This is a genomic window from uncultured Pseudoxanthomonas sp. (genome assembly GCF_947498795.1).
Taxonomy (GTDB): domain Bacteria; phylum Pseudomonadota; class Gammaproteobacteria; order Xanthomonadales; family Xanthomonadaceae; genus Pseudoxanthomonas_A.
On sequence record NZ_CANMLQ010000008.1, the window covers coordinates 128,210 to 141,722 of the forward strand.

General features: G+C 67.9%; 13 protein-coding genes. 7 read left to right on the top strand and 6 right to left on the bottom strand.

Annotated elements, in window-relative coordinates; all coding sequences use genetic code 11:
- The first annotated feature begins 88 nt into the window (after positions 1-88).
- Both Q0907_RS16530 and Q0907_RS16535 read left to right on the top strand, forming a co-directional pair.
- Positions 89-2,971, top strand: a complete 2,883-nt coding sequence (locus Q0907_RS16530) for a serine/threonine-protein kinase (RefSeq protein WP_299346866.1) — start codon at positions 89-91, stop codon at positions 2,969-2,971.
- A 47-nt stretch (positions 2,972-3,018) separates the two neighbouring features.
- Positions 3,019-3,405, top strand: a complete 387-nt coding sequence (locus Q0907_RS16535; RefSeq protein ID WP_299346868.1) for a DUF6165 family protein — start codon at positions 3,019-3,021, stop codon at positions 3,403-3,405.
- A 25-nt stretch (positions 3,406-3,430) separates the two neighbouring features.
- Here the strand turns inward: Q0907_RS16535 and Q0907_RS16540 are convergent, their stop codons facing one another.
- From Q0907_RS16540 to Q0907_RS16550, 3 genes are all read right to left on the bottom strand, one after another.
- Positions 3,431-4,738 (bottom strand): hypothetical protein, encoded by a 1,308-nt coding sequence (locus Q0907_RS16540; protein ID WP_343229824.1) that lies wholly within the window; start codon positions 4,736-4,738, stop codon positions 3,431-3,433.
- Positions 4,739-4,810: 72 nt separating this feature from the next.
- Positions 4,811-5,011 (bottom strand): hypothetical protein, encoded by a 201-nt coding sequence (locus Q0907_RS16545; protein WP_299346870.1) that lies wholly within the window; start codon positions 5,009-5,011, stop codon positions 4,811-4,813.
- Between the two features lie 458 nt (positions 5,012-5,469).
- A complete protein-coding gene (locus Q0907_RS16550; RefSeq protein ID WP_299346872.1) occupies positions 5,470-7,761 on the bottom strand; it encodes a DUF11 domain-containing protein in 2,292 nt (763 codons plus the stop codon).
- 305 nt (positions 7,762-8,066) lie between these two features.
- On the opposite strand from Q0907_RS16550, the gene Q0907_RS16555 reads away from it, so the two are divergent.
- Complete coding sequence (locus tag Q0907_RS16555) at positions 8,067-8,291, top strand: hypothetical protein (RefSeq protein ID WP_296282830.1); 225 nt, start codon at positions 8,067-8,069, stop codon at positions 8,289-8,291.
- A gap of 154 nt (positions 8,292-8,445) precedes the next feature.
- A complete protein-coding gene (locus tag Q0907_RS16560) occupies positions 8,446-8,568 on the top strand; it encodes a hypothetical protein (protein WP_299346874.1) in 123 nt (40 codons plus the stop codon).
- A 28-nt stretch (positions 8,569-8,596) separates the two neighbouring features.
- Here Q0907_RS16560 and Q0907_RS16565 read toward each other — a convergent pair whose 3' ends face one another.
- Entirely contained in the window at positions 8,597-8,851 is a 255-nt protein-coding gene (locus Q0907_RS16565; protein ID WP_299346876.1) for a DUF2789 domain-containing protein, read from the bottom strand.
- A 153-nt stretch (positions 8,852-9,004) separates the two neighbouring features.
- Between Q0907_RS16565 and Q0907_RS16570 the strand changes: the two genes are divergently transcribed.
- The 3 genes from Q0907_RS16570 to Q0907_RS16580 all read left to right on the top strand — a co-directional run bounded on the left by Q0907_RS16570 (position 9,005) and on the right by Q0907_RS16580 (position 11,793).
- Positions 9,005-10,432, top strand: a complete 1,428-nt coding sequence (locus Q0907_RS16570; RefSeq protein ID WP_299346878.1) for a M20/M25/M40 family metallo-hydrolase — start codon at positions 9,005-9,007, stop codon at positions 10,430-10,432.
- Positions 10,433-10,554: 122 nt separating this feature from the next.
- The gene (locus Q0907_RS16575; RefSeq protein ID WP_299346880.1) at positions 10,555-11,136 is read left to right on the top strand and encodes a pyridoxamine 5'-phosphate oxidase family protein; all 582 of its coding nucleotides are present in this window, start codon (positions 10,555-10,557) and stop codon (positions 11,134-11,136) included.
- A gap of 213 nt (positions 11,137-11,349) precedes the next feature.
- Complete coding sequence (locus Q0907_RS16580; protein ID WP_299346881.1) at positions 11,350-11,793, top strand: hypothetical protein; 444 nt, start codon at positions 11,350-11,352, stop codon at positions 11,791-11,793.
- A gap of 192 nt (positions 11,794-11,985) precedes the next feature.
- On the opposite strand, the gene Q0907_RS16585 is transcribed toward Q0907_RS16580, so the two are convergent.
- Together Q0907_RS16585 and Q0907_RS16590 are read right to left on the bottom strand one after the other, a co-directional pair.
- The gene (locus Q0907_RS16585) at positions 11,986-12,591 is read right to left on the bottom strand and encodes a hypothetical protein (RefSeq protein WP_299346883.1); all 606 of its coding nucleotides are present in this window, start codon (positions 12,589-12,591) and stop codon (positions 11,986-11,988) included.
- 43 nt (positions 12,592-12,634) lie between these two features.
- Positions 12,635-13,513: IS3 family transposase (locus Q0907_RS16590; protein ID WP_299346884.1), on the bottom strand; the 879-nt coding region annotated here is incomplete at its 5' end.

The following is a 13,513-nucleotide window of genomic DNA, read 5'->3' on the forward strand; positions in this document are numbered from 1 at the left end:
CGGAAACGGACTCCGCAACCGCGGCCCCAGCGGTTTCCGACCCCGGCGCACGCGGCGTCTCCCGCTTGATCGCCCCGACTACCCTGCCATGACGACCCACGCCGCCAAACTCCGGGCACTGTCGCTGTTCGAGGACTTCGTGACCCTCGATCAGCCGTCGCGCGAACGCGCGATGGAAGGCCTGCGCGCGGACGAGCCCGCCGTGCACGCCGTGCTGGAAGCGATGTTGGCCGCGGATGCGCGTACACAGTGGGTCGACCACGCACCTCCCGACCGCCTGCTGGAGGAGATCCCGTCGGCCGCCGCCTCCGCACTCGACCTGCGGGTCGGCAGCCGCATCGGCCCTTGGCGCATCACGGCTGTCCTCGCCAGCGGCGGCATGGGCACGGTCTACGAAGCGCAGCGCGACGACGGCCAGTACCGCCAGCGCGTCGCCATCAAGTGCATCCGTCCAGAACTGACCTCGCCCCGCCTCGTCGATGCGTTCCTTAACGAGCGCAACACGCTCGCCCAGCTCGACCATCCCGGCATCGCCCATCTGCTGGACGGCGGCATCGATGACCACGGTGTGCCGTGGTTCGCCCTGCGCTACGTGGAAGGCGAGACCATCGACCGGTGGTGCGAGCACCATCGCAGCACCGTCCGTGAGCGTGTCGAGCTCATGTCGCAGGCCTGCGAGGCGCTGGCCTTCGCCCACCAGCGTGGCGTGGTGCACCAGGACATCAAGCCGTCCAACCTGCTGGTGACCGTGGAGGGACAGGTCCAGATCGTCGACTTCGGCCTGGCCGCCACGCTGGCGGGTGATCGGCCATTGCGCCGCATCGCGGTCTCCCAAGGCTACGCTGCGCCGGAATCGCTGGCGCCGGAGCGGCCGACACGGGCGGCGGATGTCTATTCGCTCGGTGCGGTGATGTACCAGCTGCTGTGCGGACGCCTGCCGCAGGCGCCGACCTCTCTGCGATCGAAAAGCGCAACGGCGCATGTCCACGCCGAGCCGGCGTCGCGCCTTGCGCGAGACGCGACGTCGGAGGCGGCGCGGTCCCGGGGCGCGCCCGACGGCCGCGCGCTGTCGCGCCAGTTGCGCGGCGACCTGGATGCCATCCTCGCCCGCTGCTGCGCGGCCGACCCCGCCAAACGCTACCCCTCCGCCAATGAGCTGCGTGACGACCTGCGTCACTGGCTGCGTCGCCAACCGGTCGCTGCCCGCGAGGGACTGCCAGGTTACAGGGCGCTCACCTTCATGCGGCGCCACCGCAACGCCTGCGCGCTGGCGGCATTGCTGGTCGTCTCGCTGGGGGCCGCCGCGACGGCGGCACATCTGCAATCGCAGAAGGCCACAAAGGAGGCCGAGGCCTACACCGCGCTGTCGACCCTCTTCGAACAGACGCTTGGCAATGCGACGCTGTCGGGGCTGGGACAGCAGGGGTTCTCGTCCAGGGACCTGCTCGCACGGGCCGAAGCGCAGGTGCGCGCACTGCCGTTGCAGGAGCACCCCGATGTCCTGGCGCGCGGCCTGCTCATGCTCGCGCGCAACCACGCCGTGATCGGCGACTACCGTCAGGCGCAGGCGTTGACGGACGAAGCAGCGCGGCTCCCGGATACCGACATGGGCACGCGACTGGACGTGCAAGCGACGCTGGCCGCGATGCAGACCGTCGCCGGCGAGCCGGAACGAGCGCTGGCGACGGCGCAGGCCGCGCTGGCGGCGCTGGACGAGGTCGACGACGGCAGCGCACCGCGCGTGCGCGTGCAACTGCTCGCCCACGTGGCCGAAGCGCAATGGAACCTCGCACGGCGCGAAGAAGCCGTTCGCACGCTCGACCGCAGCCTGGGCTACGCCATGGCGCAACTGGACAGCGATCCCGGCGACGTGATCGCCCTGCTGCTCCTGCGTGGCCAGTGGGGGATGCGGCTGCAGGACTTCACGACCGCCGATGCGGACCTGCGGAAGGCGGTCGGCATGGCGTTGGGGGCCTATCCCCTGCAGGCCGCGGATGCCGAGCGTGCGCTGGCCACCAGCCTTCTGGCGCAGGAACGCTTCGACGAGGCCCTGCCTTTCGCCGTGGCGCAATGGCAGCACACGATGCAGTTCCTGGGCCCGACCCATCCCAAGACCGGCAGCGCGCTGACGACGCTCGGCAATGCACGTTGCCTGGCGGGCGATCTGCCCGGGTGCCGCCGGGCGATCGAACAAGGCGAAGCGCTGATCCTCGCTGCCTACGGCGAGAACCATCCGGCCTACGGTGAAGCACTGCTTGCACACGCGGGCCTGTTGCGCCTCGAGGCCAACCAGTCGAAGTGGCAGGAACTGCTCGCGCGATCGCGACGCGCATTGGCCATTCTGGAGCGCCACTACCCGCCCGGCAACGATGTCGTGCTGGATGCACGCGTGCAGCTCGCGAACTTCCTGACCCTGACGCCCCGCGGCAGGCAGGACCGTGCGTTCTACCTGCGCGAGTCGAAGGCCCTGCTGGAGGACGTGCTGGCCGTCTCCGCGCGGGTGCGTCTGCCGCCTCCGGCAATGACACGGACGCTCCTCGCGCGCCGGCTGATCGATTCGCCTTCGAGCGAGGACGACGGACCGGCGGAACAGCTCATCCGGGAGGATGCCCGGTTCCTGGCGCAGCACTATCCGCCGCAGCACAGCCACCACGACTTCGTGCAGATCGTGTTGGCCGACCTGCTGGTCGCAAACAGGAGGTTCGACGAAGCCGAGCGCATCCTGGACTGGGTGGACCGGCGCAATCGGCCGCAACTGCCCAAGCCGAAAGCCCATTCCCGTTTGAACGCCGTCCTGATGATCCGCGCGACGATTGCGAGCGACCGGGGCGAGCGCCCACGCGCGCGCCAGATCCTCGAGGAAGCACTCGCCATCGCCTCGAAGGACTATCCACCCGAGCACCGGTTCGTGGTGACGGCCAAGCGCGCACTCGAGAACCTGAGGACCAAAGGTGATTTCCGTGAGGATTGAATACCGCAGGGCCGCGGGAGGCGATCGGCGGGGCGTAGAATGCCGCCATGAACACAATCCTGATCCCCGTCGCCGTCGGCGAGCTGGCCGACAAGCTCTCCATCCTCGAGATCAAGGCCGAGCGCATCGACGATGCGGCCAAGCGCACCCATGTCGAGGTCGAGCGCGACGGCCTGCTGGCGCTGTGGCAGGGACTGGTCGCGACACAACCGGAGCTCGAGTCGCTGAAGGACGAATTGCGCCGGATCAACGAGCGCATGTGGGACGTGCAGGATGCGCTGCGCGCCAAAGAGGCCGCGAAGTCCTTCGATGCCGGATTCGTCGAACTCGCGCGTTCGGTGGCCAGGCACAACGGCGAGCGCATCGGGGTGAAGAATGCGATCAACCGGCAGGCCGGTTCGCGCTTCATCGAGGAAAAGCAGTACCAGGCCTGATCCGACCGACGGCTCGCGGCCGCGATCAGTACGGATCGACTCGGAACGGCACGTTGGCGTAGGCGGCATGACCCTTGCCGTCGTGCGCCTCCACGAACAGGCGATACGCACCGGGGGTCGCCGGCGCAACGAAGCGCACGCCGCCCTCGCCGTCGTTCTCCATCGCCACGTCCAGCGACGGCGGCACGTCTTCGCGGTCACCGCCGATGCTGGTGGCCGTGCTCTCCGGCAGCATCGTCCACCGGAAGCGCAGCGCGTCGCCGTCCGGATCGTGCGCATCGACGCGCGCGACCGTGGCTTGACCCGTCTTCAGCACCACGCTCTCCAGAGCGGTTCGCCCGGCCAGCGTCAGGGGCTGGATCGAAGGCGCACGGTTGGCCGGCCAACGACCCGTCCACACGAACTCCATCGCATCCACGGACGGGGTGCTTTCGCCGGTCGGCAGGAACAACCCGTACCACGTCGGCGTGCGCTCCTGCTTGTCGCCCCACAGGAACACGTAGGAGCCCAGCCCCTGTTTCATGTCGGCGGCGATCACTTCCTCGTAGCGTTGCCGCAACAGTGCCGCCTTGCGTGAAGCATCGTCTTCGATGGGCGCCTTCCACGCCGTCAGCGGACTCTCCCAGTGACCGGTCGGACCCCACTCGGTGACGACGTAAGGACCGGTCCACCCACTGTCCACGAGCTTCTGCGGCAGCGCGCCGATGTCACCGTACAACTGGATGCCGATCAGGTCGAGCGACGGCGCGCGCGCCTTGAGCAGGTCGATCAGTGCCCTGTCGAAGCCGGCCAGCGTGGTCATGACGGGATGGTGAGGGTCTTCGGCATGGATCGCGTCGGCGATGTCGCCGATCGCGTTCCATACGTTCGGATTCCTGTAATGCAGGTTCAGCTCGTTGCCGGCCACCCACATCAGCAGGGCGGGATGATCCTTGTACAGGCGCACTTCGCGGCGGATGCGTTCGCGCTGCTTCGCGACGGCGGCGACATCGTCGTAATCGAAGCCATGGCGTTCGTTGCCGACCTCGATCCCCATCGCCACCTTCAACCCGTTGCGCTGCGCGCGGTCGAGCATGGCGCGCACGTTCGCCTCGTCGGTCCCGGTGCTCCAGGTGCGGAAGGAGTTGCCGCCGCGCGCGGCCAGCGTTTCCTGGCCGCCGTCCGCCATGCCGGCGCCCTTCACCACGTAGGGCTGTCCGTCGACGAGCAGGCGATAGCGGCCGGCTTCGTGGACGATACGGACCTGCGAGGGGGATTCGGCAATCGCCGGCAATGGCGCCAACCCGGCGAGGGACAGGATCGTGACCAGGCTGCCGGTCAATCGCGCGTGCATGCATTCTCCACGAAGTCCGATGGATCCCGCGGCATCATGCCACGCGTACCGTGCCGACGACGCCACGACGCGTCATGCCACGCCGTGGCGCTCGCGGATCACCTGCAGGCGTTCGCGGTAATACAGCGCATCCGCCGCCTTGGCGGGCGGATGCGACGCAAGCCAGTCCAGTGCATCGCGCAGGATGGACGCCTTGTCGGCTTCCGGGGCTTCCAGCGCCGTGTCGACGCGGTCGAGTTGCAGGATGACGTCCTCGCGGGTGGACTGGGTCATGGATACGGCTCGATGGGGAGAGAGTCGGCACCCTACCCGCGCCCGTGTGTTCGCTCCGTTACGGCACGCCACTCGCAGTGACGCGGCATTGCAGGGTCAGGACCACACACGTACGGCGTCAACCGGAACGTCCAGGCATCCGCATCGTGCGCCTGCTGCGCCAGCGCCGTCACCGGCGCCATGCACGCCCATCCCGCCAGCACCCAGCCGCGTCCACTGATCGTCATGCCGTTCCCTCGTGGTGGCCGCCGCGCCAGCCCCCGCGACACGGGGACCGTCGACACGCGACGGGCGGCGGCACCGCGACCGCGTCGCGGGCCCCGCTGCCTGTGTAGCACCAACCCGCGACCCGCGCCACCCGCGGGACACATGCACGGATAGGCGGACGCCAGGTGCCGCGAACGCGCAGGCAGGGACCGCCCGACGACGCGTCGGCGCGGACGCCGTCGTGCGCGTGCTCAGTCCGCCGTGCAGCGCACCGCGAACGCCACCCGTCCGCCCGGCGGCAACAACGGAATCGCCGCGCCTGCCGCGCCCAGCAAGTCCCCCGGCGTCGCCGGGCAGGTTCCACCGCCACTCGGCGTGCATCCGGTGACCAGGCAGGCGCTCAGTCCCGCACCCGGCGTGTCGTGCACCACGGCGCCATCGGCCGCGATGCTGCCGCTCAGGTGCGCCACGGTCACCGTGTAGTCGATGACGCTGCCCTGCACCACCTCGGTGACCGCGCTGGTCTTGGTGACCGCAACGTCGACGGCGCGCGGCGTGTTGACGAAGGTGCAGGTCAGTTCGTCGCCCGCTACCGGCGTCACCTGGAAGCTGCGTCCCTGACCCGGCGGAACATCGGTGGTGCCGGCGATGCTGTTCACGCAGCTGTAGCGGGTGTCGTACAGCGCCAGATCGGCGACGGGCGAACCGGCGGCGCTTTCCGACAGCGTGTAGGTAGTGCCCGCCGTCGCCACGAACGTCGTCGTCGATACCGTCGCGGCCGTACCGCTGGTGGTCGCGCTGGGCCCGCCGTTGTCGATCGCGACGGTGAACTGGTCGGTCGCCACCGCGCGCCCTGCGATCGTCTTCACCAGCGTCAGCCGCGGCGGCGCCTGCACGCGCAGTTCGGTGGTGTTGGTGGTGTCGTTGAAGACCTCACCGCTGGACGCGCCGGTGTAGCGCACCTGCGCCGCGTTGCGCACCACGGTACCGTCGGGCGCATCGGCGCGCACGCGCACGACGAACGTCACCGTGGTCGAGGTCGGCTGGGTGCCTACGCAGGTGAGGCAGCGCAGCACGCCGCCCTGGCTCGCGCTGGCGCCCGTGCCGACGCGGAACACGCCCGTGCCCGACGCCACTTCCGCCGCATCGTCGCCGCTGCTGTCCGTGCGCGCACCGGCGTCGGCGCCCGCCGTCACCTGCAGGCTGCCGGCCTCGTACTCGGTGTTCGCCGGGATGGCATCGCGGATCGACACGTCCACGGCGTTGTCCTGCCCGGTGTTCTGCAGGGTGATCGTGTAGCGGATGCGGTCGCCCGCGCGCGCCTGCCCGGCCGGCAATCCGGGGTTGGTCAGGTTCGCCTGGCTTTTCGCCGTGGCCGCATCGACCGCCGGCTGGAACACGTCGATCGCCGTGGTCAGCAGCGAGATCGCATAGCCCTCGCTGCTGGTGCGCGCCGTCAGCGTGGCCGAGGTGGCGCCGTTGGCCAACGCCGTGTTGCCGGTGTTCGCCAGTTGCACGATGTCGGCGTCGAAACCCAGCGTGTTGGCCAGGTTGTTGTTGGCGACACTGCGCTGCGTCACCGTGGTGCCCAGCCGGCAGATGCTGGAATTGAACACGTCGCCCGCCGGGTTGCAGGCGTCGGACACGTTGACGGTGGACGATCCCTGCCCCTGGAAGGTGAAGCCATCCGCCGCACCGCGGTCGCCGTCCATCGCCATCCAGCCCAGCTGCGCGGACACGGTGCCGCTCAACGGCGTGCGGAACCCCGACACGGTCAGCGACACCTGGTTGACCGGATTCGAGCCGGTGGTCGCGATGGCCGCCAGGCCATCGTTGATGGTGAAGTTGCGCAGCGGGCGCGACGGGTTCTGCACCACCAGCACCAGCGTCCACCCGCCGAAGCGGTTCACCAGGCCGGCCTGCAACGGCAGGTTGGCCACGCGGTAGGTGCCGGTACCGCTGGCCTGCACGGCCGCGGTGACATCCGCGCGGCATCCGTACACATGGTGCGACTGTGCGGTACCCCAGATGGTGGAGCGCGGCGATACGTCGCAGCTGGCCGGGACGAGGGTCTGGTAGCCCAGCCCAGGGCGGCCGAAGCGGATCGGGGTCGCGGCCGGCGAGGGAGTGGGCTGGCTGCCCGCATTGCTGGCGACCAGACCACCCCAGTACAGCATGGCGCGGACCACCTGCGCGCCGGCCGGCAGGTCGGTGGCCGCCAGGTTCGCGCTGCTGGAATTGGAGATGGTGCTGTCGGCCGCATCGGCCGCCAGCTTGGTCGCCACCATCGTCTGCGCATCGTTGGTGGCGCCGGTGCAGCTGCCGCTCGTGCTGTTGCACGTCATGCTGCTGTTGGCCAGGAACACCAGGTCACCATTGAGCGTGGTGGTGTAGCGCTGCTCGAACGCACGGAACACCTGCGCCTGCGCCATCGGCACGACCGCCATCGCCAGTACCAGCAGTGCGGCGACCCGGCGGCCCGCACAGCCCCGACCGCGTGCCCTGTCCGCGTCCAGCCGCGATGACGCCGTGCTGCCTGCCACCGTCGCTGCCAACGGGACGCGTCCCTCGTTCCCTCCCCCTGAGCCGCACCCCATGCCTACTCCGATCTGTGACGTAATACGCGTTTCAGGCCATGGTGTCACATCGATGGGGCGCTGCCCCACCCCTTCCCTGCACGCGGAGCGACGGACGGTACGGCGGGCACACCGAACGGTAACGGCGATATCACTCGTCCTGTGTCACCACCGTCAGCTCGCACTTTACCGTCATGCCGCTGCGCGTTGGCGCTCTGGCAGACCAGGTGCAAGACGTGCGGCCAGCGACCCGGCGGGGGTAAAGTCCCGTCATGAGCGTGAAGACCATCACCGAGGACGGGCGCCAGCTGACCGTACAGACCCTGCAACGCACCGACGCGCTGGGCGCGTCCTACTGGCAGGGCCGCGCCATGTTCCGCATCGCCGAGGGGCGCGCCCGCGCCGACGTGGTCACGCGCAGCCGACATGCCACCCGCGAGGCCGCCGAGAACGCCGCCATCGCGCTGGCCAGGGCGAACGGGTGGAGCGCGGGATGACGGCGAGCCGGACGGACCCTCGCCCGGCGCGGCGCAACCGGCGCCCATGTACCGGGCGACGCGCGGCGAGGAACACCACGTAGTCGAACGAGCTGCCACACGCCTGCGTTTCTCCCGTGACACCGGGACGCGCGCGTCCTACGGCGGAAACGCCATGCCGTACGCGCGCTTCCTGAGCAGCGCGACATGCCAGGCGCACGTGCGCGAGATAGTCGGCGAACCGGTACTGCATGCCCTGCCCGCCGACGCGCGCAAGCGGGCCGGTCAGCCGGACTGAGCGGTCACCGCCGTTCTGCCCGCCGGCATCATGCGGCGGGCGACGTGCCGTCGTCGTGCAGCGCCACGTTCAGGCGATCCACCACCATCGCCCAGTCGGCATCGTCCAGCCGCTCCTCGCGCAGCAGTTGCGACTGCGCCGGCGACCAGAACGGCGCCTCCTCCAGGCGCATACCGTTGGGCAGCGGCGAATGCGTGGCGATGAACCGCTGGATGCTGGCGGTGTCGTTGGGCAGGCCGAGCTGGGCGAAGAGCTCGGAGAAAGGATGGATGGTGGGTTCCATGGCGTGGCCTCGCGGGGAAGAACACCAGCCTACCGGCCACGATGTGAAGCCGGCTGCGTGCCACCGCGGCACGCGAGGATACCGGATGGAAGTGGTAGCTTGGCTTCGGCCACCTGCAGGCTGCCATCCGGGGACGCCACGATGAGACCACGCTTGCCGGGCACGAACGCGATCTTCGTCCTGCTGATGATCGGCGCAATGCTGGTACGCGCTGACACGCAACGGGACGCGTCGGCTTTCGCCCCACGCACGCAGGCGGCCGCCCCCGGCCAGCGCGGCACTGCGCCTCATGGCCGCGATGTCGATACCGCCACCTCGCGGCGCGCCGGCACCACCGGCCTGGCCGCATCGGCCGCCCTGTCGCAGGCCGATCCCTACGCCCCGGTCTACATCGTGACCTCGCGCGAGACGCACCAAGGCATCCGTGGCCTGGTCCGCGCAGCGGTCGCGCGCGGCGACAGCACCGGCAAGACGCTGGTGGTCGCCGAAACGCGGGCTGATCGCCTGGGCGAGATCAGTCACTACGTGCACACGCGTGAGCGCCGCTGTGGCGGGTACTTCGCCTTTGCCACGCGCGCCGAGGCCGAGGCGTTCGTCGGCGCGGATCGCGCGAAGCAGGCGATGACGAAGGCGATGCTCGCCCGCTACACGCTCGACAACCAGGCCACGGTCGACCGCTGGCTGCCGCAGGTGCAGGAACGTCGCCTGTACGACACGATCAACCACCTCTCCAGCTACCGCAACCGCTACTACGCCAGCACGCATGGCAAGACGTCGGCCGAATGGATCCGCAGCCACTGGCAGTCGATCGCCGCTGGCCGCGACGACGTGACCACCGAGCTGTTCACCGCCTGCGCGAACTGCAGCACCCAGCCCTCGGTCATCCTCACGATCCGCGGTGCTGAACTGCCCAATGAAGTGGTGGTGCTCGGTGCGCACCTGGACTCGATCAACGCCAACACCTACACCGACCCCAACCAACTGGCGCCGGGCGCCGACGACGATGCGTCCGGCATCGCCACGCTCACCGAGACCTTGCGCATCGCGCTGGCGGACGGCTGGAAGCCGCGGCGCACGGTGAAGTTCATGGGCTATGCGGCGGAAGAAGTCGGCCTGCGCGGTTCCAATGCCATCGCACAGTCGTTCCGTGCCGGCGGCGTCAACGTCGTCAGCGTGCTGCAGGTGGACATGACCAACTACAAGTCCGGCGCCGTCACCGACATGAAGCTGATCAGCGACTACTCCAATGCGGACCTGAAGAATTTCTTCATCACGCTGTTCGACGCCTACCTGGCGCCGATGGGCCTGACCCGCAGCAGCACCGCGTGCGGTTATGCCTGTTCGGACCACGCATCGTGGACCAACGCGGGCTATCCGGCGGCGATGATGTTCGAAGCCGGGGGTCCGGGCGGCAGCTTCCCCTACATCCACACCCCGCAGGACACGCTGGCGACGATGGGCGAATCGGCGCAGCACAGCGTCAAGTTCGCGCAGTTCGCCCTGGCGTACCTCGGCGAGACGGCGAAGACCGCAGGCGCGCGCGTCACGGGTGGGCCAGCGCAGGTGCTGCCGGTGCCGTGAGCCTGCGTGGCCAGGGCAAGGTCGAAGGCCGCACCGGATATCAGAACCGTCACGTGTAGAGCGCACCGGGTGCGCTGCGCTTACCCGGGCTACGCCAACGCAGTCCGTCTTTGGAGAACGAGATGAGACACGCCTTCGCGAACATCGCCTTCACCCCCGCGGTCCGCGACGCGCAGGCGCGCGACGGCAGCCGCGCGCAGTACGCACGCGCTTTCGAGTCCGGCGACGAGGTGCGCAATGCTGAACTCGGCGCAGACGAAGCCGCCTTCATCCATGCGCAGCGCAGTTTCTACATGGCGACGGTGTCGGAAACCGGCTGGCCGTACGTGCAGCACCGGGGAGGCGCGCCGGGTTTCCTGCGCGTGGTCGATGCGAAGACGCTGATCTTCACCGACCTGCCCGGCAACCGCCAGTTCATCAGCGTGGGCAACGTGGCCAACGACGACCGCGTGGCGTTGATCCTGATGGACTATACGCACGGGCAGCGATTGAAGCTGCTGGGAAGACTGAGCGTGGAAGAGTCGCCAGGCGAAGCACGCACCGAACGCACCATGACGATTCACGTCGAAGCCTTCGACTGGAACTGCCCGAAGTACATCCCCATGCGCTTCGAGGCGGAGGACGTGCAGCGCGCCCTCGCCGAACGCGACGCGCGCATCGCCGAGCTGGAAGCTCAGTTGGCCGCGTTGCGCAGCACCCCGTAGGGCGGGCCTCGGCCCGCCGTACGACAGTCATCGATCGCGTGCGATGGCGGGCTTGAGCCTGCCCTACGTTGCTACGTTGTTGGGCGAAAGGCGGTTCGCCTGCGGCGGATCGCTTGCACCACCTATTGGGATGTGGAATCTTCCGTTCAAGGCGCAGAATCCACGTATGCGTGTGGGGCTGCGGCTTCCATCAACGGGTAGCGGGAGGGGGAAATGCTCGGTTATCTCGGCGCTGTCGCGCTAGTGGTATTCGCGGTGTATCTGATGGTGGGCGCAAGCAGGACCGCCAAGACCATGGATCGCGAGGCATTCGACCGCACGAATGCGGCCGGCGTCCAGGAATTCGAATCCTACGATCATCTGGTTAAGCAGCGTGATCGTGGATGGATGGCACGATTCAAGGCATGGCTGTCGTTGGTCGCGCTGGCCGGAGCGGCTGTCCTTGCGCTCGCTACGTTCATCACGCGGGACACCGCCCAGACGGCCGCGACCGTCGACGAAGAGCGCTACTACAACTATTGCAAGGCGGCTTGGGACGACTACAAGGGCAATCTCGAGTATTGCCGGAAATGGTGCGAATTCCCCGCCAACGAGGAAAATTGCAGGAAGATTTTCGGCTCCGCCGAGGGCCCGAGTGGGGAGACGCGCCAGCGTTGAGCCTAACGCTGCTGCATGGGCGCATAGGACGGGCCTCGACCCGCCGTTCGACGGTGACGGATGGCATGCGATGGCGGGCCTGGGCCCGCCGTTCGGCGTGGGGTGGCGGGCCGAGGCCCGCCATGCGGACGCACTCGTTCCCGAGTTGCGTTAATTCTGGCTCGTCGGCGCGCTGGCCGCTTCACCCATCTCCTACTCGGGCGCTTCGCCACTCAACGACTGCTGGATGTCGGGAATCATGACGTCCAGCGCTTCCTGCACAAGATACATCTTGCCTTGCCACACGCTGGTGTTGAGCTTCTGCCAGCGGGTCAGACGCGCATGGGAGTTGAGGGTGTAGTCCTTCTCGATAGGCGCGCCTTGCGCGTCTGTCCACGCCATCGTGACGTCCAAGGTGTAGGTATTGTCGGCATGCCGGTACGTGCCCTTTTTGAAGACAAGTCTGATCGGCATTACCGCCTGATCGGAGGCATTCGGCGCAGCGAAAATACCAACTCGCTCCAGTTCCGCTGCAAGGATCTCGGCCAGGGCTTGCTGATCCGGGGGATTGAAGAAGAACTCCGTCTTGGTCTTCCCGAAGACGGGGATGTACACACCGCCCACCATCGCCATATCCGACCAGGTCTGCTCGTCAGGCGTAAACGTGACGGCTTCAACGGCGACGGAGGAAGACGACCCGCCACTGACGACGCCCGAGTAGCGCGCATCGGTCAGCGGTATGCGTTTTGCCGCGATGGCCGGCTCAATTGCCGCCATGGCGCAGGCCAACCATAGAATGATGCACAAACCTTTTTTCATGCCGTGATCTCTTACTTTGAATCGCCCCGGGTTTCATAGACAACTACAAGCCTGATAGTCCCGCCTGCCGTTCGAACTCTACCGGAGAGATGCCTCCATTGGAGCCGTGCCGGCGTTTGGGGTTGTAGAACATCTCGATGTAGTCGAACACGTCACTACGCGCCGCATCCCGGGTCAGGTATATCTTTCGCCTGATCCGCTCTCGCTTGAGCAGCTGGAAGAAGCTCTCGGCTACGGCGTTGTCGTGGCAGTTGCCGCGCCGGCTCATGCTGCAGACGATTCCGTGGGCCTTCAGGAACGCCTGCCACTCGGCACCAGTGAACTGACTGCCCTGGTCCGAGTGCAGCATCAGTCCGGGCACCGGTTTCCGACGCCACACCGCTGCCAGCAGCGCCTGCAACACCAGATCGGCGTGCATCTGGCCTTGCATCGCCCAACCCACGACCTGGCGTGAGTACAGATCCAGCACCACCGCCAGGTACAGCCAGCCCTCGTGCGTGCGGATGTAGGTGATGTCGGTGACCCAGTGCGTGTTGGGCGCGACCACGTCGAACTGCCGATCCAGGTGGTTTGGCGCGACCGTCGAGACCCGGCCACCACGAGGCCGCGGACGACGCCCGTAACCCACTTGCGCCTGCAGACCTTGCTGCTTCATCAGCCGTGCCACGCGATGCTTGCCGCAAGCCTCGCCCAGGTCGCGCAAGTCGTCGGTGACCTTGCGGTAGCCGTAGACCGTGCCGCTCTCCAGCCATGCCTGCTTGATCATGCCCAGAAGACGTTGATCCTCGCGATGGCGATCGCTCTGCGGCTGGCGCTGCCACGCATAGAACCCGCTGCGCTGCACACCCAGCACACGACACATGCTTACCACGCGGAACTGGTCCAGATGCGCCTGCATGAACGCGTACTTCGCCCTTACCCC